The organism is Salinicoccus halodurans, assembly GCF_900114445.1.
GTDB lineage: Bacteria > Bacillota > Bacilli > Staphylococcales > Salinicoccaceae > Salinicoccus > Salinicoccus halodurans.
The window spans coordinates 1-22,453 of sequence record NZ_FOTB01000002.1 but is presented as its reverse complement, the minus strand read 5'-3'; the positions used below and the strand labels follow the sequence as shown (position 1 = coordinate 22,453).

Below are 22,453 nucleotides of genomic sequence, written 5' to 3'. Positions count from 1 at the left end.
AAATTGGTATATAGGAATATATACAAAAATGGAGGGATTTATTGATGAGAGTTCTTGTAGTTGGAGCGAATGGACAGATTGGACATCAAGTTGCAGAGAAGCTGAAAAACAAAGGCCATGATCCCGTTGCTATGGTACGCAAAGAAGAACAGGTTTCCCAATTTAAGGATAAGGGCATCGAAACGGTACTCGGTGACCTGGAGAAAGATTTCTCCCATGCATTTGAAAATGTGGATTCCGTAGTATTCGCGGCAGGTTCCGGCGGCAGTACAGGCGCTGATAAAACAATCATCATCGATCAGGAAGGTGCAATCGAGACAGTTGATAACGCTAAAAGAGCCGGCGTGAAACATTTTGTGATCATAAGCTCCATCGGTGCAGACGATCCGAAAAATGCAGATCAGATCAAACATTATCTGTATGCCAAACGCCGCGCCGACGAGCATTTAAAAGCATCCGGACTGGATTATACAATCATCCGGCCGGGTATGCTGCAGAATGAAGCGGGTACCGGAAAAGTGAAAGTCTTTGAAGGCGAACCGGAAATGGGCGAAATTCCACGTGAGGACGTTGCAGCTGTGATTGCCCATGCGGTGGATAAAAACCAGCCGGCCAATAAAATCTATAATCTCATCGAAGGCGACACGCCTGTTGAAGACAGCATATAAAAAAATGGCATCTTCCCAAGTCAGGGGAAGATGCCATTAATATTTATACAGCTTCTGCTGCTTCCTCGTCTTTAACATTACTGTAATGCTTTTTGATGAATGCTTCCTTTTCCTCGTCTGTAATCTTCTGTATGCCGATGCCTGTGGCTGCCAGAATCAAAGCAATCACGGGAACTGTAAAGTTCAGGATCGCATAAGGGGCATATTCCCATGCAGCGACACCGAGCACGCCGTATATATATACGCCGCAAGTGTTCCATGGAATGAATACAGAAGTCAGCGTTCCGCCATCCTCAAGTGAGCGGGAAAGGTTTTTGGAATGCAGATTCTTTTCGATATAGGTTCGGAGGAACATCCGTGAAGGCACAACAATCGAAATGTACTGTTCGGAACAAGTTGCGTTTGTAGTAAATGCAGCAACAATTGTAGAAGCCACAACTCCGAATGTGCCTCTGGCAACTTTGATGATCTGCTGCATGATCGATTTCAGCATTCCGCTGTATTCCAGGATTCCTGCAAAAGTCATCGCAACGATTGTCATAGAAACAGTGAACATCATGCCCTGAAGTCCGCCGTTGTTGAACAGATCATTGATCATCTGGTTGTTCGTCTCGATTACATATCCGCTCTGCAGTGCACCAACCGCGGCACCAAGATCTCCGCCCTGTACCAATAAATGGCAAAGAAAACCAAGGACAATTCCGATGATCAGCGCTGGTATCGCTGACATTTTAAAAATCACTATGCAAAGGATCATGACCACAGGAACCAGCAGCAGCCACGGAGAAATGACAAAGTTCTCCTGTAAGGCAGTCATCATGTCGGTCACTTCTGTCTGTGATGCTGCATCGCCTCCGCCAAATTGCCGTCCCAGAAAAAAGAAAATAATGAGCGCAATGATGATTCCCGGAATTGTCGTGTAGAACATATGCTTGATATGTACGAATAGATCTGTGTTTGTCAGACCTGATGCCAGGTTTGTCGTTTCAGACATCGGACTCATCTTATCGCCGAAGTATGAACCCGAAATGACGGCACCGGCAATCATTGCAGCCGGTATCTCCATGCTCAGGCCGATACCCATCCCCGCAACACCGACAGTCGCCATGGTAGACCAGGAACTGCCGATGGACAGAGAAACGATTGCACATAAAAGGACGATTGTTACCAGGAATAATGCGGGGCTGATCAGAGCCAGTCCGTAATATATCATTGTCGCAACGATGCCGCCGCCGATCCATGATCCGATGATCAGGCCGACGAGCATAATAATGACTACAGCCGGAAGGGCGAGTCTGATCCCTTTGAACATCATCTGTTCTATATCATCCCACTTGTAACCGTGGGTCATTGCAACAACCGCTGCAGAAGCGGTTCCGAAAATCAAAGGTATATGAGGATCCTGTCCTAGCCAGACGACTGTTATCCCCATTGCTGCAATCATCAGTACAAGCGGTAATAATGCAGTAAAAAAGCTGAATTCCTGTTTTTCCTGTTTCGCATTTTCGTTAGTATTATTCATATTTCCCACCTCGGAACGATTATACAACAGTAGTCAGCAAGCGGAAAGAAATTTCTGAAAATTTAAAACTGAACTTTTTGCTGGAATCGCATATTTATTTATTTCTGTCTGTGAGATAGAGTATTAGAAATGTTATTGAGAGGATGGCAGGTGAACAAAAGCAGCCATCTTCCCATAAAATCAGATGGCTGGTGTAAAAACTGCCGAATATTACTTTTAACAGATAGAAAAATGACGAGTGCAACAGCAAAAAACATCAGATTTGTCATGAGCTGAAAACACCTTAATCATCCGTTCCCTTGTATAACAAATCTCCATAATAGGAAACTGAGTATGAAGATTACCGGGAAAACCAGAAAATAACCGGTAAAATACTGTATTTCCTTTTTCATCACGAACAACCTTTTAAGAAATGTTATAAAGCAGAGTCAGACCTAAGATTGAAATGGCAAAGACGGCCAGATTGATAAGCAGTAATTTATAGGCATTGACGCTGCGAAGTTCCCATAGATTCAAGAGTTTTAAAAGGGCCATGACGGAAGTGAAGCCGAGCAGGAATAGTGAGAATCCAAAGACGACGTACAGAATCATTATTATTATATCCATGATACGGGAGCAACCTCCGATTCATATAAACTTTGATGGTTCAGAATAACATATTATAAATTTAATTTATATATGAAAAAGCATGTATCCTGATTATCCAGAATACATGCCTGTGAGACTATCCCATTAAACTGAGTCCCAGATGCTGCCAGAATACATAGTACGTAACGACCATCAATAGGATATAGAGCGGCATCAGCCACATACTGACTTTGACGAGGTCTCGCGTGGTGAACGGCCTGTCGTCTTCCTCGTAAAATATCAGCAGTGCCTTTGAACTGACAGGCAGTGTGACGCAGTAGTTTATGCCGATCAGTGCGATGAATACGACTGCAGACGGATTCAGAGTGAACATATCTGCGAATATCAGCAATACAGGTATGAATACGACTGCCCGCGTCGTATGGCTTGTGATATATAAATGGGAAGTGACACTGATCAGAGCGATGAGCATCAGCATAATAAACTCATTTGTGACATCAAGTGTGCTGAAGATGCTTAAAAATCTTTCCTGGAAGTAGTCTGTGACTTTATATGTCACGAGTAATTCTCCTAAAGCCGTGGCGCCTGCGACAAAGAATATCAGACTCCATGATACATTCTGCAACCCCTCTTTCCAGCTGATCAGACCGGCCTGAGGCAGCATCATGATCATACTCATCAGCATGGTGACGAATGCGATATCGAACCCGTGAAACGCTTCTGTCAGCCAGAGGGCGAGTGTAATGCCTATCAGCCACAGTGCTTTTTTCTCGTGGTTGGAAAGAGGTTCACTTTCTTCTTCTGCACCCTGTGCCTGAACTTCCGGGAATTCCATATTCTTCAAATACCATTTTGACAATAGGTAAAGGGAAATCCCGCCGATCAGAAGACCGAACGGCATACCGTAGATCAGGAAAGACATGTAACTGATTGTCCGGTCTGTCTGTGCTTCCAGTATGCCGATTCCAATGATATGACTGCCTGCACCAATCAGAGTCGTATTTGCAGCCATCAATATCAGGACAGGAATCGCCAGCCCGAAGAATTTTTTATTCCTGCCGAACTGACTGCCGAATGCCCTGTAGATGGGAAGGAGGGCGGATGCCCGGCCGGATGTCGAAGGGATCACGACAGAAAGTATCTGTACAAGAACAAACGTGAATAAAGTGACCCGTCCCCTGGAATAGCAATTCTTTTGCACCCATCTGATCAGCCGCTTCAGCAGACCGCTTTTTTCCAACACTGCAGCAATGATGAAGGCACCGATCATCAGCCAGACGACATGTGTGTTGAAGGAAGTGAACAGGATTTCCTGCGGCAGCCCGAGTACAACGCCCGCACTCAGGCACAACCAGGCGACAAGACCTGCCGGGATACTTGAAAATATGAACATTCCCAGAGATAGTGTAAATATGACAAGACTTAATTTCCCCGAATACTCAAGATCGCCGGCAAAAAATACTGCGGCTGCAAACCCTGTAAACAAACCCAGCAGTATAATATTCCTGATGGACATTATACTCCGGCCTTTTTAGTTTTTTTGTCTTTCTTTTTAATTGCCTCTGCGAGGGTAATGCCGATTGCCAGATGTCTGAAGGCACTTTCTGTACATCTCTGCAGCCATTTGGAGGCATCCGTCATGGATTTCTCAAGTGTGGCGGGTTTAGGGATGATGCTTGTGAAGGCATCGATGCCATTCTCATAGTTGATTTCTGCTTTCTTGCCGATTGTACCGGCAAAAGCGATGACCGGTTTATCATATTTCTTGGCAATGCGGGCAACTTCTGACGGTATCTTATCATTCGGCGTCTGGAAATCGATGCATCCTTCTGCGGTGATGACCAGATCTGCGTTTTGGATTGCATCAGAAAATTCAACGTATTTTCTGATGATGTCGAACCTCGGATGAAGAACTGCGCCTGTAAATCCTACAAGGCCTGCACCGAGTCCGCCGGATGCACCGCTGCCATTTGCTTTTGAAAGATCTTCGCCGGTCATTTTGAAAATCAGATCTGCAAGATGGTCCAGGTTGTCTGAAAGTTTTTCGACGTCAGCAGGCGAAGCTCCTTTCTGAGGACCGAATACATGAGCCACTCCTTTTTTGCCGCAGAGCACATTTTTCCAGTTGACAGCCACGTCAATATCCGTAGCAAGGACCCGCGGGTCGACACCTGACATATCCACGGAATGGGCTCTGTCGATTTCGCCGCCGCCCTCGATGAAGATTTTATTATTTCGGGCATCCTTGAACTGAACACCGACAGCCTGTGCCATTCCGACGCCGCCATCTGATGTACCAGAGTCGCCACACCCAATCAGGATGCGTTCTGCGCCATGATCCAACGCTTTGATAATCGTCGCTCCCACACCATATGTGGTTGTTTTCAGCGGATTTCTTTTATTTTTAGGCACATGACGCAACCCGGCAATCGCTGCCATCTCGATTACTGCAGTTTTCACGCCGTTTTCGGTGAACATACCAAAGAAGGAATCGATCCGTTCTCCAACCGGTCCGGCAACTTCCGTACGTATGACGTGTCCTTCTTTCAGTTTCACAATCGTTTCTACAAATCCTTCACCGCCATCCACCATTGGAATGACAGTTACTTTATGGTCTTCATTCACACGTCTGATCCCCTTTTTAATCGCTTTTCCTACTTCTTCTGAACTGAGACTCTCTTTAAATCCTGAAGGTACTACGACTACTTTCATGATTTATTCCTCCTGCCTGTAATGTTTGATGGTTCTTAATTTACACAGGATTAGTTTAAGAAGGCTTAGAGAAAAGTTAATAATTGATTAAATTTTAGTGTGGCGCTTTCATAATAGGGAATAAAATCTATTATAATAAATAAACTCTCCTATTCAAGGAGAGTTCAATGTTCCATGAATTCATCAAGGTACAACTCATGGATCGTATCTTTGATCAGTCTTTTTCTGGCATAGTAACTTCGCCCGTGTGGTTTGAGTCTGATCTCTTTGCCGGCATGCATATACATACCATCATACCTTTCTTTATTCCTGACGGCGAGCACAGTCGATTCTGCGCCTTCTGCAGGGGATAAAAAGAAAGGTCTGAGTGCACCATAGACCAGGTTGCCGAATTTTTCATTCTGCTTCGTCCTGCCGAGATTTGTAGAGACTGCTCCCGGGTGCACGGCGGTGACCCTCACCCCCTGGTCACTGAACTGTTCATGAAGTTCCTGCATGAAGTACAGCACAGCCAGTTTTGAGCGGCCGTACAGATTCATTACGTTGCCTTTTCCTTTGAAGTAATCAGACTTGAGTGTGGTGAAGCCGTAGGCATTCGATGAAACGATCACAATCTGCGGTGCTTCGCTCTTCATCAGGATGGGCATCAGATAATGAGTAAGCAGATAGTGGCCGAGGTAATTGGTGCCCATCATGAGTTCATGCCCATCCGCTGTTTCCTGTCTTGATAATGAAACCACACCTGCGTTGTTGATCAGACAGTCTATTTTTTCATAGTTTTCCTGGGTATGCAGTGCAGCCTTTTCGACGCTGATCAGACTGGCAAGATTACATTCGATGACTTTCACTTTCAGTGCACGGTTCATTTCCTTTAATTCTTTCTTTAGAATTTCCGCTTTCACTTCGTTTCTGGCAAGGAGGATGATTTCATCGAAATCATCCGCAAGCTCCTGTACCGTTGCTCTGCCGATTCCGGAAGTGGCCCCTGTAATTGCGAGTGTTTTATGTGCCATGTTATTTTTCATCCACTTTGATCTGTTCGTATTTCAAGAACCATTCCGGGAAAACTTTCTTGAAGGCAACCGGCCTGAATTCACCATTCACTTTCTTTACGACGATGTGTGTTGTAGTGCCGTATGTGCACACTTCGCCGTCCCCGTTGACGATTTCAAATCCATAATCCGTCCGCATGCCGGTATTTTTGGCCACCCATGTCCTTACAAATGCACGGTCGCCGTATTTAAGTGATTTCTTATAAGTGACGTTGATATTATAGACCGGTGCATAATATCCGGAGCGCTCCATGGCGACATAGTCATAGCCGATGTCTTCAATCAGCTGCATGCGGCCGACTTCCAGCCACTTGATATAGCTGCCGTGGTAGATGACCCCCATCATATCGGTATCTGCATACATGACCTGTATCTCTTTTTCTGCAATGTATCCTTTTTCCATTGTTTAGACCTCTCATTTCTTAAAATATATATGCCCACATTATAACATTTCATAAATCCCCGCATGTTGTACATATGGCCGTTATTGAAATATACTCATAATGAAGGAATAAAATGCCGATAATGTTATAATATCAGTACAAGTATTTACTCATCGTACAAACAAGAGGGATAGACTATGACGAATGAAGATATTAAAAGTTCTGCATATCATCTCCAGGCTCTGGAAAAGGGCTGAAGGTCATCGCTGCAATCAATTGTTCGACCTACTCATCTCAGATGACGCGTGAGGAGATGGAAAAGGATTATCTTGCACTTCTCCTTGAAACGGTGGAACAGATCAGCAGAAATAAGGAAATAGAACTGCCATTTTAAAAGTGTGTTCCGGAGCCCTTCGTTATCGAAGGGTTCTTTTTATTGACCGGCTGTTTAGGAATCTTATGTCAAAGAGTGATAAAATTATATTAAATAAAATTTTGGAGTCGAGTGAAATGGAGTACATAGAGCAGGGGACACCCCAATTCAGAAAAACAACATTCGCTTTTTTCGCCGCAGGATTCAACACATTTGCAATCCTTTATACCGCACAGCCCCTCATGCCGATATTCACTGAAGAATTCGGAGTCAGTGCGACGCTTTCGAGTCTGTCGATGACTATAACTACTCTGACCCTGGCACTCAGCATGCTGGTTTTCGGCTCAATCTCAGAATCACTGGGGCGGAAGAACATCATGGTGGTTTCCATGTTTGCCGCATCCCTTTTGTGCATCCTCACAGCACTCAGCCCCAACTTTTACGTTCTGATTGCACTCCGTGCCCTCCAGGGTGTGGTATTGGCCGGTGTACCGTCGATTGCGATGGCCTATATCAGTGAAGAAATCCATCCGAGAAGCCTTGCAGGCGCAATGGGGCTGTATATCAGCGGAAACGCACTCGGTGCCGTATTCGGCCGTGTATTCTCAGGGGTTGCTGCGGATTATATCGGATGGCACGGTGCCATGCTCGGCATCGGAATCATCAGTATCATTGCGACAGTCATCTTCTGGAAAAGCCTGAGGCCGCCGAGGAACTTTGTTGCACAAAATTTCAACTTCATGCAGCTGACCCGGTCGCTGCTGCATCATATGAAGAATCCGGTACTGGTATGCTTCTTCTTTGTCGGTTTTCTATTACTGGGTGCAAACCTGTCCATCTACAGTTATGTCACTTTCGTATTTCTGGATGTCCCCTATTCACTCAGCCAGTCGATTGTCAGCTGGATCTTCCTGATTTTCATCATCGGGATTTTCAGTTCGATGATCACGGGAAGGTTTGTTGCCAAGTTCGGTAAAGTGAAATTCATCTATATCGCCCTTGGCATCACATTGCTTGGCGTCTTCCTGTTATTCATACCGAATCTATTGATCATGGTCCTGGGACTCAGCTTGTTCACATACGGATTCTTCGCCTCGCATTCAGTCGTCAGCGGGCTGGTGGGGGAGAATGCTGTGTCCAATAAAGCCCAGGCATCCTCCCTGTATCTTTTCTTTTATTACACAGGATCCAGTATCGGCGGAACGGCCGCTGGTATCTTCTGGGACGACTTCGGCTGGAATGGTGTCGTGGTGATGAATGTGGCATTCATTGCACTGTGTTTTGTGCTTGTATCGATAGCGATCAGGATGAAGCGGAGAAACGTTGCAGAAAATTAAAGAGGTTGGACAGCAGATCTGCTGTCCAACCTCTTTTCAAGATTTACTCCACATTATCCAACATCATTATATATATATTGAAATCGGTGTCATGGACATCACACCAGCTGTGCTGATATTCACACCGATATTCCTGCCGGAACTGTTCGGACTGACCCAGTAGAGATATAAATGATTGATAAAGATTTCCTGCTCACGACAGACACCGCGAAATGGCTGTTCCACGATGTAGCTGCGGATATGCCGATTGTCGATTATCACAATCACCTCAATCCGAGGGACAATATCATCATGGCGACGATGGCCGGCAACTTCCAGTCGGGCGGCGTCCCCGGTAAAGTGCAGTTCGGCACAGCGTGGTGGTTCAACGATAACTACGACGGCATGATGGATCAGATGAAGACGCTGGCAAATGCGGGGGCATTCAAAACATTCATTGGAATGCTGACGGATTCAAGGAGCATGCTGAGTTTCACGCGTCATGAGTATTTCAGAAGGATACTCTGTGAGCTGCTCGGACAGTGGGCGGAGCAGGGCATGATTCCGGATGACCGGGATTTATTGAAAGAGTATGTAGAGTATATTTGCTATAACAACGCAAAATATTACTTTGGTTTGGAAAACTGATCGAAGAGGAGAGATTCAGATGGAAATGAGTTTTAGATGGTATGGCACCGGGGATCCGGTGACGCTTGAGAATATCAGGCAGATTCCGCAGATGAAGGGGATTGTGTCTGCAATCTACGATATTCCAGCAGGGGAAGTGTGGCCGTATGACCGTATCGTGGAACTGCGGGATCAGGTTGCCACGCACGGAATGAGATTGAATGTAATCGAATCCGTGCCGGTGCATGAGGACATCAAGATGGGACGCGGCCGCCGTGGAGCATCTTCGGTCTGCCCCGCATCATCACGGGGGCTGCGGCATTGCGCAAATTATTCGAAGCGGTGCCGAGCGTGAATAACGGTATCACATTCTGCGCAAGTTCCTACGGTTCCAGCCCGGACAACGATCTGTTTGAAATCATCGATGTGGCAAAGGAGCGCATTCACTTCGTACACGCAAGGAACATGAAATGGACAGGCGAACTTTCATTCCAGGAAGTATCGCACTCCGTCCATGATGATTCACTCGATATGGTGAGCATTATTGATAAACTCGTCGCATCAGGCGTCGACGTCCCAATTCGCCCGGACCACGGGCGCATGATCTGGGGCGAAACGGGCCGCCCCGGCTACGGACTGTACGACCGCGCCCTCGCTGCGACCTATCTGAACGGTATTTTGGACACTTTGAAGAAATAGGATGTAGAAGATGGGGCCCCCGCCTTCGTTTTGAAATCGATGATGTGACAGGTGGGGCATCACCTCATCGTTCCCCGATCGACGATGAGAAAAGGCGATGTCCTGCCTTCGTTTTGGAATCGACGATGTGAGAGGGGGCGCCTCACCTTATCGTTTTCCGAACGATGATGAGAAAAGTTCGAAGAAGTGCCCTTCATCCTCCAAACAAAAATACCTCTCTGCAAACGCAGAGAGGTACCTGTATTAATGAGTATAATGATATTCATTCAAATCCAGATGGTTGATGTCCAAAAATCTTGCGAGCGGGACGATGGCAGCACCGAGGGCGCTGGAACGGTCACCGAGTGACGAGATGACGATTTCTTCATAGTCTATGAATGAAGATGACAGCTTCGGTTTCAAGTCTTCAATAAGCTCTGGGTATTTAGTGAAAATGCTGCTGTTGATGACAAGCTTTTTCGGATTGAAGATGTTGATGATGTTGTTCAGGCCGACAGCCAGAAACGAGATGTAGGCGTCAAAGACCTCTTTCGCTTTCGCATTCTCCTTCAACGATTCATAAGTCGGATAATCGTACAGTTCTATGTTATTTTCCGACAGGGACTGCTTCAGGACTTCATCGGAAGCGTAACGCTCGAAACATCCCTGGTTGCCGCATCTGCACTGGATGCCATTCTGTTTGATGATCATATGTCCGACTTCGCCGGCGTAGCCGGTGAATCCGCGGAACACTTCATTATTGAGCAGGATGCCGAGGCCGATGCCGCTGGATAACGTCACGCAGTAGAGGTTTGACTGATATTCAGTGAAGGCCTGCTCGGCACGGACTGCCATGTTGGCATTGTTGTCTGTGTAAACGGGTACTTTAAAAGTATCTTCGAGTTTGGTGAGCAGCGGCTGGATATGAATCTGGTCAGGCGGGGAATAAATTAATTCCCTGTACTCGGTGACGATGCCGTGGAGACTGATTCCGATGCCCACGAGTTTGTTGGGACTATAAACCTCATCATATTGGCTGATGACCGGCTGCAGCAGGTCCGGCAGGATTTCGACAAGCTGCTCGGTGCGCCTGATATCAAAGTCGTGCATGTTGTTGTATACAGTCATGCCCTTGAGATTGACGACGACGATTCTGATATGGGCACGGTCGATATCGATGCCGATCGTGTATGTGCTCATCGGGTTCAGTTCCAGGTTGATCGGACGGCGTCCGGGAGACTGGTAGTTTTCCACGGGTTTTTCGATTACGAGGGACTGTTCGATCAGCTCGGTCACCTGGGAGGAGACCGTCGCTTTATTGAGCCCGGTCCGTTTGGAGATATTCACTCTGGAAATGGATTTGTTCCGGATGATATCCTCGAGCACAAGTCGGCGGTTCATGGTTTTGATGTAATTCGCATCACCGGTAAGCATAAAATTCCCATCCTCATCTTTGTTTACTTATTAAACTGATTTTAACAAAATATAGGAACATCAGCAATTCAGCATTAAATTATCAGGAGGAAACGATATGAATAAAACAGATCTTTCAGGAAAAGTTGCACTCGTCACCGGCGGAGGCGGCGTACTGGGTTCCCATTTTTCAGAGCGCTGGCCGGGGCAGGAGCGAAAGTCGCAATTTTAGGCCGCACTTTGGAGAACTGTGAAGCGATCGCAGAAGAAATCAACAAAGCAGGCGGTGAAGCGGCCAGGGCAAAAATCAATGAAACTTTCGGTGCATGCGACATTCTGGTGAACGGGTCGGGCGGCAATAACCCGACGGCGTCCACCGACGATGAATACCTCAATCCCGACAAATTGGATGATCCGAATGTTAAGGACTTTTTTGCATTGGATACGGACGGTATCGATTTTGTGTTCAAACTCAACTTCCTCGGCACTCTGATCCCTTAGATTTTTGGGAAAGACATGGCGCCGAAGGAGCATGCAACGGTCATCAACATCTCATCCATGAACGCATACACACCGCTGACAAAAATTCCGGCGTACAGCGGTGCGAAGTCCTCGGTGACGAATTTCACCCAATGGCTGAGCGTATACCTGTCCAAAACCGGCGTCAGGGTCAACGGCATTGCACCGGGCTTCCTGGTCACCAGGCAGAATAAAGATCTCTTGTTCGACGGTGACGGCAATCTGACGGACAGGAGCCATAAGATCATCAGTGCAACTCCGATGGGGAGATTCGGTGAACCCCAGGAGCTTCTCGGCACGCTGCTCTATCTGGCGGATCATGAAGCATCCGGCTTTGTCACAGGTATCACGATTCCTGTAGACGGCGGATTCTCGGCATATTCGGGAGTATAAAATAAAATCGAGCTGTCCGCGCATGAGGACAGCTCGATTTTTATCTTTTCACTTCTTTTGTCGCGTCCAGCACACTGCTCATCGTGGAAATGTTTTCAGTCAGAAAGTCCCCGCTGATGGTGTGTTTATAAAGCATGTTGCCAAGTGCGTTATGCAGTGTGTCTTCGTAGCCCAGCTGGTTATCCATCAGGCCGTGGATCACTCCTGCAGTAAATGCGTCTCCGGTACCGATGCGGTCCAGGATTTCCACTTCGTATGAATCCGTTTCATGGATCCGGTCTTTCGTGGAAATCATCGCTTTGATGACGTTTTTATTAGAATGGATGACTGTACGCTGCGTGAATGCAATGTGCGATACGCCGTATTCCTTATGGATCCTGTCCAGAATCGGTTTCAGTGTATCGGCATCCGGATTGCGTTCGAGACCGTCCTTGATCTCCCTGCCGTCTTCGATCAGTTCAAGGGGTTCGTACCCGAAGATGACGTCACAGTATTTGATGAATCTAGTCATCGTCTCCCTTGCTTCTTCAAAACTCCAGAGGTTGCCCCGGAAGTTCAGGTCCGCGCTGATTTTCATGCCGCGTGCTTTTGCGGCTTCGAGTGCGTCCATGAGGACATCCTGGAGTCCGGAATTAAGAGCGGGTGTGATGCCGCTGAAGTGGAACCAGTCATAATTCTCGAATGCACTGTCGAAATCATAGTCGGCCCTGGTGGACTGTTCGAAGCTTGAATATTTACGGTCATAAATGACGGAAGATCCCCGGACATTGAATCCCTGTTCGAGGAAGTAAGTGCCCATTCTCCGTCCGGTCAGGTTGATGTGCCTGGTCTCTATATCATTGCTTTTGAGCAGGGAGACGGTACGCTGGCCAAATCCGTTATCAGGCAGGGAAGTCATCATCGCGACATCCACGCCGGAAGCGGCAAGGCTCATTGCGACATTCATCTCGCTGCCGCCGATGTTGATGTTGAACTGGTTTGCAGTTTTGAAAGTGGATGCGGCTTCTGTGCTGAGCCGCATCATGATTTCTCCGAAAGTGATGAATCTCATTATTTTTCTCCTTTCACTGCTGCTTCATATACAGAAACGAAGCTCTCTGTATTCTCTCTGACGACTTCAGGGTTGGAACCGTCGTATCCTTTGGCAAGGGCGCTGCCGATACCGATCGCAAAAGCGCCGTTTTCTATCCATTCGGCCATGTTGTCTTTATTGACTCCGCCGGATGGCATGAGATTCACATGAGGGATCGGCCCCTTGATGTCCTTGATGAAGGAAGCGCCGAGTACGCCGCCCGGGAATACTTTCAAGACATCGACACCGGACTTCATTGCAGTGACGATTTCAGTTGCAGTCGCACATCCCGGCAGATAGGGGATCTGGTTCAGGTTGCACAGCTCGGAAACTGCCGCGTCAAAATGCGGGCTGACGATGTACTCGGCACCGCGGCGTATTGCTTCATCCGCAGTCTCACTGGACATGACCGTTCCTGCACCGACACAGATATCTTCGCGGTCGGCGAAATGCTCGATCAGCTCACTCGCTCCCGGTGTAGTGTAGGTGATTTCGATATTTTTGATGCCGCCTTCTGTGATGCTTTCGATCATTTTCACTGTATCGTCGAACCCTTTGCCGCGCACGACGGCGATCAGGTAGTTCTCGCGGATTTTATTCAAAATGCTGAATTTCTTCATGATCTTCACTCCCAAGTGGATATTTTCTTGACTGCATGCTACGTTAAATGTAGATTGGAAATAATAATAAAGCGCTTTACTAAAACGTTTTAGTCTTAGGAGCATTATAACATGAAAAGGATAACAATTAAAGATGTGGCCGAACGCTCGGGGGTCTCGGTCAGCACCGTTTCCCAGTATCTCAACGGGCGGTATAACTATATGGGGGAAGACACCAGAAACAGGATAAAAGAAGCGGTGGTGGAGCTCGGATACCGTCCCAATTTCATGGCCAGGAATCTGAAGAACAGGTCGACAAAGACGGTGGGCATCATCGTGTCGAATATCCTGCATCATTTTGCCGTTTCACTCACCAGGAAAATTGAAGATTACTGTGATGAAAACAACTATAACCTGATCATATGCAATGCCGACGATGACCCCGGGAAAGAGGAGAAATACATCAACAGCCTGATTGAAAAGCAGGTTGACGGCATGATCATCATGCCGACCACTGCGAATGATGCGCTCTATAAGAGCCTCGCCAATCAGAATTTTCCGGTGGTGTTTGTGGACAGGTTCATGGAGCATGTGGATATACCATCCTTCAAATTGGATAACCATCATGCAGTGGGAATGGCATTTGGGCATCTGCAGAATAAAAAGATCGAAAACCTCTATTACGTCGGTACTTCAGATGAAATGGACATTACCCCGAGAGTGGAGCGGCTGGCCCGATTTATGAAACTGGCGCCGGGACAGAAAGCCATAACAGGGGAAAATGATGCGCTCTACTCACGCATAGAAGCGGAATTTAAAAATGAGGGCTCGAACGGCATTATACTCGCCAATGACTTTGCACTCATGGCGTTCCTGGAATTTGCGAATAAAATGGACCTGGATCTGGAAAAGAACCATCTGATTGCGATAGATGATGTGCCGCTTGCGGATGTATACCGCCCCCGGATCTCGACGATTGCACAGCCGGTCGAAGAGATCGCGAAAAATGCCTATCTGGCTCTCATGGAAAAAGTCGAGGGCGGAGCAGAGCCGGACAAATTGGTAAACAGCTATAAGGGGAAGCTCATAGAGAGATGACCGGAACCGGACAAAGGGAAACCCAAATGAATGGGTTTCCCTTTGCTTTATACGATATTCTGAATCACCATTTAACGCAGCTTAATAATACAGCCTCTCCCTGAAACGATTCGATTTTACCGGCCTCTGACTGGACGCGGAATTTCTGTTTCACACTTTCTTCAGCTTCAAGCATTATGCTGGTCAGTGTGTTCTTCTCTTCATCCGTCAAATGCATCCGGGTGCACCAATCTTCGAATTCAAAGTGTTTTTCAAAGCGGTGCATTTCGACAATCTCGAAAGCGGCATGTTCAAGCATGCGCAGCCATTCCGTCTTTTTCCATGCACGGTAATGACTGTAGTCGCGTATTTTTTCTATTTTATTATAGAAATCATCGAAAGCATCCTCTTCCGGGGCAACATTATCATCCAGCAGGAAACGGCCGCCGGGTTTCAGTACACGGTAAACCTCTTTTATGAAATCCTCGATATCCGGGAAATGATGGGGCGCAATCCGGCAGGTGATAATGTCGAATGATCCATCCTCAAACGGCATCTTTTCGGCATCACCCTCAACAAACTCTACATTGGTGTGCCCATTCCCCTTAATGAATTCCTCAGCATTCTCAAGCATTTTAGGCGTGATATCCATCGCTGTCACCTTTTTGACGAGCGGAGCGAGGGCATTCGCTGTATGTCCGCCGCCTGTGGCTACGTCGAGCGCATATTCTGTTTCTTTTGTATGTGCCATCTCTATCAATGTATTCAGATCTCCGCCGTTACGATGTATCTTGCTGCTTACATAGAAATCAGCACTGCGTCCAAATTGGTTTTTGACGTCCTGCTTAATATCCATACCATTCTACCCCTTTGCATCAGTATTAACTGAATATTTAAATACTCAACCGTACAATCACTTTATCACACAGCTATTAATAAGTTAAATCTATTATTATTATATAAATACATAAGCATAACTTATTATTAATTGCGAATGATTTTTATTTTACGAGCATTCTTTCTAAATATTGACTAGTTTAGTTCTATACTTTATAATTAGTTAGTCTAACTAACCAAAGAGGTGTTTTTATGCGTATAGAACAGGAATTTTTTGATGCATATGTTGCTTTATACAGACCTTATATCAATAGAGCGAACAGTATTTTGACGACTTACAGCCTCTACAGCTCCCAATGGCTGATTTTAAAAGATATTGCCAAACACGGCACGACGACTTTAGTGGATGTGAGCAGGCGGCGGCAGATTGAAAAATCGACCGCGAATAAAGTGATCAAGCATCTGTTGGAGCTTGGCCTCATACAATCCGAGCAGGGTGAAGACCGCCGGGTCAAGAACCTGACGATGACGGAAGAAGGTGCGCATCTTTTTGACGAAGTGAGCAAACGGATGCATGAGATGCAGCGCGAAGTACTGCAGAATGTGGATCAGGAACAGTTGGAAGAGATGATCATCACGTTTGAAAAAATGAAAATATAGAAAGGATCCTCGGAATGGGAAAAGCTAGAAATTTAAGTGAAAAGATATGGACAAAGGAGTTCATCATCATTTTCTTCTATCATTTCATCGTAATGTTTTCGATGTATGTATCGATCGTTACGATCGGAAATTTTGCGATTGAAAATTTTAACGCTAGCGCAAGCACTGCCGGACTGGTGGCAAGTATATTTATCGTCGGAGTGCTTGCGGGAAGAGCGATATCGGGGTACCAGGTGAATCGTCTGGGTGCGCGGAAAATCATGTATATCGGGACAGTTCTATTCTTCCTGACTTACGGGTTGTATTTCATCGATGGCGGTCTGGTCCTGCTGATTGCTGCACGTTTCCTCAACGGCTTTGCAACAGGGCTGATCAGTACGGCGCTCAACACACTTGCGACGATTTCAGTACCTGAAAACAGAAGGGGGGAAGGGATCAGCTATTTCAGTTTAAGCTTCGTACTTGGATCGGCAGTAGGACCTTTCCTGGGATTCCTGCTCCTTGAAATCATGAGTTTCAATACAATGCTCATTCTTGTGCTCATTGCAGTATTCATTGTTGCACTCATGACACCGATGGTGAGGCTCAATAATATTACAAGGGATTATAAACCTGAAGCCGGCAAGTTCAGAATGATAGACCGTGATGCACTGCCGATGGGCTTTTCAGTTCTGTTCATGGGTCTCGCATACGCATCCATATTGTCATTTTTGAACCTGTATGCAATTGAAGTCAACCTCGTTACAGCAGCAAGCTTCTTCTTCCTGGTCTATTCCGCAGTCGTGATGCTCACAAGGCCGCTGACAGGGAAGATGATGGACCAAAAAGGAGCAAACATTGTTTTATATCCGACATTCATCTTCATGGCAATCGGATTCTATGTCCTTGGCAACTCCACAACAGGATTCATCATGCTGCTGGCAGGCGCATTGATTGGACTCGGGTTCGGTAACTTCCAGTCCATCGCCCAGACGGTATGTGTAAACCTGGCAGACAGGGACAACGTAGGGCTCGCTACGTCCACTTACTTCATCATGCTGGAAGTAGGACTCGGCTTCGGACCATTCTTCCTCGGCTTCCTCGTGCCGTCACTCGGCTACGGCGGACTGTATCAGTCCCTCGTAATATCGATACTCGTAGGACTGGTGATCTTCTACTTTGTATACGGAAGACATGAAAGCAGGAATAGAAGAGTAGAGAATTTGGAATAGATTCATATATAAATAAAACCGTACGTTCACTTTCCTGGGGCATAGCGTGAGCCTGTAGTCTCACGCTGATGCTATTCCCCTGGGAGTCTCACGTACGGTTTTTTATTTATAATTTTATCTATCCCATGGGCCATACTGTTTTTTCGCAATGATCATTCAAAAATCGAACAAACATACTATTTAAAACCCGGATTTATAGTACAATAGAAGGAACTTCCAATATTTATAAGTGAGGGTTGTTTTATGGGATATCAGAGCGAAGCGGCACTTGAAAATCAAGTGATGGGTCAGCTGGGGCGACAGGGATTTGAAAATGTTAAGTTGCGTTCTATAGATGCACTTATAAATAATTTCAGAGAAATATTAAATGAACGACATACAGAAAAATTGAATGGCAAACCGCTGACAGACAGTGAGTTTGACCGCCTGATGACACAGATCAGCGGTAAGAATGTATTTACAAGCGCACAGATATTAAGAGATAAGTTTGTCCTTCGACGAGATGATGAGACGGAACTTTACCTCGAATTTTTCAACAAAGATTCATGGCGCAAAAATACATTCCAAGTAACGAACCAAGTGGCAGTGAGTGACAAGTATGAAGGAAGATACGATGTCACCATTCTGATTAATGGACTGCCGGTCACACAAATTGAATTGAAACGTAGCGGTGTAGCCATCAATGAGGCATTCAATCAGATTGAGCGTTATCGCAGAGACAACTTCAGAGGTCTGTTCAAGTATACTCAGCTGTTCATAGTGAGCAACAGTCAGAACACAAGATATTTTGCAAACAGTGATAAGCAGATATATAAGAGCAGTATGTTCTACTGGTCGGATGAACATAATCAGACGATAAATAACTTGTCTGAATTCCTGGCTGATTTCTGTACGCCATGCCGTCTGTCGAAAATGATCAGCCATTACATGATAATGAATGAAACTGACCACAACTTGATGATAATGAGGCCATACCAAGTTTATGCCACAGAAGCATTGATTGAACAGGCGCTTGAGACGAATAATAATGGCTACATTTGGCACACGACGGGAAGCGGCAAAACCTTAACTTCGTTTAAAGCGAGCCAGCTCCTGGCTGAACAATCTGAAATCAACAAGGTAATCTTCCTTGTAGACAGGAAAGATCTGGATGCTCAAACGATGGCGGAGTTCAACAAGTTCCAGAAAGACTCCGTGGATTTAACAGACAGCACAGCAAAGCTCGAAAAACAGCTTGCAGATAAGTCGCAGCCGATGATTGTTACGACAATACAGAAATTGAATAACGCCGTAAAAAGAAACAACGAGGTAATGGAGCGCTATAAAACGGATAAGGTAATATTCATTATCGACGAATGCCACCGTTCGCAATTTGGTGACATGCATACACAAATCGCAAAACACTTTACGAACGCTCAATTCTTCGGCTTTACAGGGACTCCGAGATTCGAGGAAAACCGCAGCCAGGATGGGCGGGCAACTGCAGATATTTTCGGTAAATGTCTGCATTACTACTTGATCAAAGATGCGATTCGTGATGGCAACGTATTGGGGTTCAGTGTGGAATATGTGAACACATTCAAAGGAGAAAATCCTTTTCTGGCCGATGGATACGTGAGGGGAATAGAAGCAAATAAAGTATGGCTTGCTGATGACCGTATAGATCTGGTTGCAGACTATATCTATGACATCCATTCCAAGAAAACAGTTAAGAAAGAATACTCAGCTATTTTTGCGGTTCAGAGTATAGAAATGGCCATGAAGTACTATGATGCTTTTAAAGAACGTGAAGTGGATAAAGGTGATAAAGCGTTAAAAGTTGCAACGATATTCACGTATGAAGCGAACCAGGACTCACGTGATGGTGAGATTAAAGAATCAGCAAAGGACCAGCTTGCAAGAGTGATAGCAGACTATAACAAAATGTATGACACTAATTTCTCTCTGGATTCCTATGATGGGTATTTCAATGACATTTCAAAAAGAGTCAAAAAAGGGATTAAAGGTGAAAAGATAGATGTGCTGATTGTTGTTGGGATGTTCTTAACAGGGTTCGACAGCAAGAAGTTAAATACATTATATGTTGATAAAAATTTAAAACATCACGATCTGATCCAGGCATATTCAAGAACGAACCGTGTTGAGAAACTGAATAAACCATACGGCAACATCGTTAATTTCAGAAACCTGAAGAAAGAAACCGATGATGCGATAAAATTGTTCTCACAAACAGAAGATACTGATACAGTGATTCAGAAGTCTTATGATGAATATTTAAAAGAATTCAAGAAAGCTTTATATTCATTGAAAGCCATAGCGCCATCACCTGCCGACGCAAATGATATAGAAAGAGAAGAAGATATTAAATCATTTGTTGAGGCATTCAGAAGGGTGAGCAGAGTGCTGCTCAAATTAAAAACATTCATCGAATTTGAATTTACTGTGGATGAACTTGGAATAGGCGAACAGGAGCATCAGAATTACCGAAGTCATTATTTGGATCTTTATGAAGAGCATATTAAAAAGCCAGACCCTGAAAAAGCGTCAATACTTGAAGATATTGATTTTGAGATTGAAATCATTCGAAATGATAATATCACTGTCAGTTACATCATAAATCTCATTAATGATATCGATCTGGTTAATAAAAATAATCAGAAGCGGGAAATAGAATCCATTAGAAATATTCTGGACGGAGCGGATGACGAACAGCTTCGTTTGAAATCAGAATTAATCAAAGAGTTCCTGGACACTGTGGTTCCGACACTTGGCAAGGGTGCAAATGTGGCAGCCGAGTATTTGGATTTTGAAGAAGAGCAAAAGATTCGTGAACTCAGAGAGTTTGCTGAAGAGAACGATTACTCGCAAGAGCAATTGAATAAACTGCTTTCTGAATATCAATACAGCGGGCAGGTCTTCCGAAAGGATATTGAACAAGGAATTGAGGGTTCATTCTTAACAAGACGGAAAAAAATAGATTTAATTCAAGGATATATCAAAGAAGTGACAGCGAAATACGGAGTGTAAACAAAACTCTCAAGTATTACTTGAGGGTTTATATATAGTTTCACAGGAGGAACAATTATTATGATGACAGTTACAGAAAAACAGAGGCAGCAGCAGGCTGAGCTGCAGAAAAAATTATGGAGTATTGCGAATGATCTGCGTGGAAACATGGATGCGAGTGAATTCCGTAATTATATATTGGGCTTGATCTTCTACCGTTTCCTTTCAGAGAAAACAGAAGAAGAAGTGGAAGACATGCTAAGAGAAGATGATATTTCATTTAATGAAGCCTGGAAAGATGAGGAATTAAAAGAAGCATTGTCAGAAGAATTGATAAAGCGTATTGGTTATGTCATTGAGCCGGAATTTTTGTTTAGCAGTTTAGTACAAGATATTGAAGCGGGTAAATTTGATATAGAAGATTTGTCCAAAGCGATTAATAAGGTGGAGGAATCTACTTTAGGAACAAAGAGTGAAGATGACTTTGTTCATTTATTCTCTGACATGGATTTAACGTCCAACCGTCTAGGAAATAATGTAGCGAACCGTACGAAGCTGATTTCCAAAGTTATGATGAATTTGGATACATTGCCGTTTGTACATAGTGAAATGGAAATTGACATGCTCGGGGATGCTTATGAGTATATGATTGGTCAGTTTGCAGCAACTGCCGGTAAAAAAGCAGGAGAGTTCTATACGCCGCAGCAGGTTTCTAAAATCCTTGCTGAGATTGTTACAACTGATAAAGCAAACTTACGCAGTGTTTATGACCCGACATGTGGGTCGGGATCATTACTGCTTCGTGTAGGACGGTTGGCTCATGTCAGACATTATTATGGACAGGAGTATAACAGCACGACTTATAACCTGGCTCGAATGAATATGCTGCTTCACGATGTGAACTTCAAAGCATTTTCCATAGAAAATGGAGATACGTTGGAAGAACCGGCTTTTATAGGTCAGAAGTTTGAAGCGATTGTAGCGAATCCACCGTACAGTGCAAAATGGAGCGCAGACCCATCATTCTTGGAAGATGAACGTTTCAGCAATTATGGGAAGCTGGCACCTAAATCTAAAGCTGATTTTGCATTTGTTCAACACATGGTTCATCATCTCGATGATAACGGCACAATGGCGGTTGTTCTACCACACGGTGTACTGTTCAGGGGTGCAGCCGAAGGCGTTATCCGTAAGTATCTCATGGAAGAAAAGAACTACTTGGATGCAATCATCGGTTTACCGGCGAATATTTTCTTTGGTACAAGTATTCCAACGACAGTTTTAGTGTTCAAAAAATCAAGAGCAACAGACGATGTGCTATTCATCGATGCATCCCAATCATTTGAAAAAGGGAAGAACCAGAACCATCTAACAGACGAAGATGTGAAGAAAATCGTTGAGACCTACAGAAAACGTGAAGAAATAGAAAAGTACAGCCACGTAGCTTCAATGGAAGAGATAGAAGAGAATGAGTACAACCTTAATATCCCGAGATATGTAGACACATTCGAGGAAGAAGAACCTATAGACATCAAAGCTCTGCACAAAGAGATCAAAACCATCAACCAGGAGATAAAAGAATCTGAAGAAAGTTTACTCAAAATGTTGGATGATCTGGAAGGCGATGAAGAAGGAATGGCTCTGATAGAAGCTACAAAAGAGGTGTTTCGCCGATGAGCAAAGAAGAAAGAAGAGTCCCAGAACTCCGGTTTAAAGGGTTTTTTGAGGATTGGGAACAGCGTAAGTT

19 protein-coding genes and 2 pseudogenes are annotated in these 22,453 nt (G+C 45.0%); 11 read left to right on the top strand and 10 right to left on the bottom strand.

All coding sequences use genetic code 11. The annotated features are described in order from the left end of the window. Positions 1-44 precede the first annotated feature (44 nt). On the top strand, positions 45-668 hold the full coding sequence (locus BM271_RS04350; protein WP_046791218.1) for an SDR family oxidoreductase: 624 nt from the start codon (positions 45-47) through the stop codon (positions 666-668). A 43-nt stretch (positions 669-711) separates the two neighbouring features. Here BM271_RS04350 and nhaC read toward each other — a convergent pair whose 3' ends face one another. The 6 genes from nhaC to BM271_RS04320 all read right to left on the bottom strand — a co-directional run bounded on the left by nhaC (position 712) and on the right by BM271_RS04320 (position 6,945). After that, entirely contained in the window at positions 712-2,190 is a 1,479-nt protein-coding gene (gene nhaC, locus BM271_RS04345) for a Na+/H+ antiporter NhaC (protein ID WP_046791217.1), read from the bottom strand. 405 nt (positions 2,191-2,595) lie between these two features. Beyond that, a complete protein-coding gene (locus BM271_RS04340; protein WP_046791216.1) occupies positions 2,596-2,796 on the bottom strand; it encodes a hypothetical protein in 201 nt (66 codons plus the stop codon). Between the two features lie 118 nt (positions 2,797-2,914). Next, positions 2,915-4,294, bottom strand: coding sequence for an SLC13 family permease (locus tag BM271_RS04335; RefSeq protein WP_046791215.1), 1,380 nt, complete (start codon positions 4,292-4,294; stop codon positions 2,915-2,917). Continuing rightward, positions 4,294-5,490 carry a glycerate kinase family protein gene (locus BM271_RS04330; RefSeq protein ID WP_046791214.1) on the bottom strand — a complete coding sequence of 399 codons (1,197 nt, stop codon included), beginning with the start codon at positions 5,488-5,490 and terminating at the stop codon, positions 4,294-4,296. The genes BM271_RS04335 and BM271_RS04330 overlap by 1 nt, the downstream gene beginning before the upstream one ends. 164 nt (positions 5,491-5,654) lie before the next feature. Beyond that, entirely contained in the window at positions 5,655-6,503 is an 849-nt protein-coding gene (locus BM271_RS04325; protein WP_046791213.1) for an SDR family NAD(P)-dependent oxidoreductase, read from the bottom strand. 1 nt (position 6,504) lies between these two features. Continuing rightward, complete coding sequence (locus BM271_RS04320; protein WP_046791212.1) at positions 6,505-6,945, bottom strand: acyl-CoA thioesterase; 441 nt, start codon at positions 6,943-6,945, stop codon at positions 6,505-6,507. 490 nt (positions 6,946-7,435) lie between these two features. Here BM271_RS04320 and BM271_RS04310 point away from each other — a divergent pair, with 490 nt between their 5' ends. The 4 genes and pseudogenes from BM271_RS04310 to BM271_RS04300 all read left to right on the top strand — a co-directional run bounded on the left by BM271_RS04310 (position 7,436) and on the right by BM271_RS04300 (position 9,940). Beyond that, a complete protein-coding gene (locus tag BM271_RS04310; RefSeq protein WP_046791211.1) occupies positions 7,436-8,635 on the top strand; it encodes an MFS transporter in 1,200 nt (399 codons plus the stop codon). Beyond that, entirely contained in the window at positions 8,622-8,798 is a 177-nt protein-coding gene (locus BM271_RS14265) for a hypothetical protein (protein ID WP_158462241.1), read from the top strand. The genes BM271_RS04310 and BM271_RS14265 overlap by 14 nt, the downstream gene beginning before the upstream one ends. Before the next feature lie 8 nt (positions 8,799-8,806). Then, a complete protein-coding gene (locus BM271_RS04305; protein ID WP_046791210.1) occupies positions 8,807-9,262 on the top strand; it encodes a glucuronate isomerase in 456 nt (151 codons plus the stop codon). Between the two features lie 19 nt (positions 9,263-9,281). Beyond that, a pseudogene (locus tag BM271_RS04300) lies at positions 9,282-9,940 on the top strand (mannonate dehydratase). Between the two features lie 243 nt (positions 9,941-10,183). Here BM271_RS04300 and BM271_RS04295 read toward each other — a convergent pair. Then, positions 10,184-11,353: an ROK family transcriptional regulator gene (locus tag BM271_RS04295; protein ID WP_046791209.1), complete on the bottom strand. Its 1,170-nt coding sequence runs from the start codon at positions 11,351-11,353 to the stop codon at positions 10,184-10,186. 97 nt (positions 11,354-11,450) lie between these two features. On the opposite strand from BM271_RS04295, the pseudogene BM271_RS04290 reads away from it, so the two are divergent. Next, positions 11,451-12,244 (top strand): annotated as a pseudogene (locus BM271_RS04290) (SDR family oxidoreductase). Positions 12,245-12,284: 40 nt separating this feature from the next. Here the strand turns inward: BM271_RS04290 and BM271_RS04285 are convergent. Both BM271_RS04285 and BM271_RS04280 read right to left on the bottom strand, forming a co-directional pair. Further along, the gene (locus BM271_RS04285) at positions 12,285-13,295 is read right to left on the bottom strand and encodes a sugar kinase (protein ID WP_046791208.1); all 1,011 of its coding nucleotides are present in this window, start codon (positions 13,293-13,295) and stop codon (positions 12,285-12,287) included. Beyond that, a complete protein-coding gene (locus BM271_RS04280) occupies positions 13,295-13,936 on the bottom strand; it encodes a bifunctional 2-keto-4-hydroxyglutarate aldolase/2-keto-3-deoxy-6-phosphogluconate aldolase (protein ID WP_046791207.1) in 642 nt (213 codons plus the stop codon). The genes BM271_RS04285 and BM271_RS04280 overlap by 1 nt, the downstream gene beginning before the upstream one ends. Positions 13,937-14,047: 111 nt before the next feature. Between BM271_RS04280 and BM271_RS04275 the strand changes: the two genes are divergently transcribed. After that, a complete protein-coding gene (locus BM271_RS04275; protein WP_046791206.1) occupies positions 14,048-15,013 on the top strand; it encodes a LacI family DNA-binding transcriptional regulator in 966 nt (321 codons plus the stop codon). A 64-nt stretch (positions 15,014-15,077) separates the two neighbouring features. On the opposite strand, the gene BM271_RS04270 is transcribed toward BM271_RS04275, so the two are convergent. Next, complete coding sequence (locus BM271_RS04270; RefSeq protein WP_046791205.1) at positions 15,078-15,848, bottom strand: class I SAM-dependent methyltransferase; 771 nt, start codon at positions 15,846-15,848, stop codon at positions 15,078-15,080. A gap of 233 nt (positions 15,849-16,081) precedes the next feature. Between BM271_RS04270 and BM271_RS04265 the strand changes: the two genes are divergently transcribed. The 4 genes from BM271_RS04265 to BM271_RS04250 all read left to right on the top strand — a co-directional run bounded on the left by BM271_RS04265 (position 16,082) and on the right by BM271_RS04250 (position 22,383). Then, positions 16,082-16,489, top strand: a complete 408-nt coding sequence (locus BM271_RS04265) for a MarR family winged helix-turn-helix transcriptional regulator (protein WP_046791204.1) — start codon at positions 16,082-16,084, stop codon at positions 16,487-16,489. Between the two features lie 14 nt (positions 16,490-16,503). Beyond that, positions 16,504-17,700: an MFS transporter gene (locus tag BM271_RS04260; protein WP_046791203.1), complete on the top strand. Its 1,197-nt coding sequence runs from the start codon at positions 16,504-16,506 to the stop codon at positions 17,698-17,700. 243 nt (positions 17,701-17,943) lie between these two features. Next, positions 17,944-20,727, top strand: a complete 2,784-nt coding sequence (locus BM271_RS04255; RefSeq protein WP_046791202.1) for a type I restriction endonuclease subunit R — start codon at positions 17,944-17,946, stop codon at positions 20,725-20,727. A gap of 63 nt (positions 20,728-20,790) precedes the next feature. Then, positions 20,791-22,383 (top strand): type I restriction-modification system subunit M, encoded by a 1,593-nt coding sequence (locus tag BM271_RS04250; protein WP_046791596.1) that lies wholly within the window; start codon positions 20,791-20,793, stop codon positions 22,381-22,383. Positions 22,384-22,453: the final 70 nt, after the last annotated feature.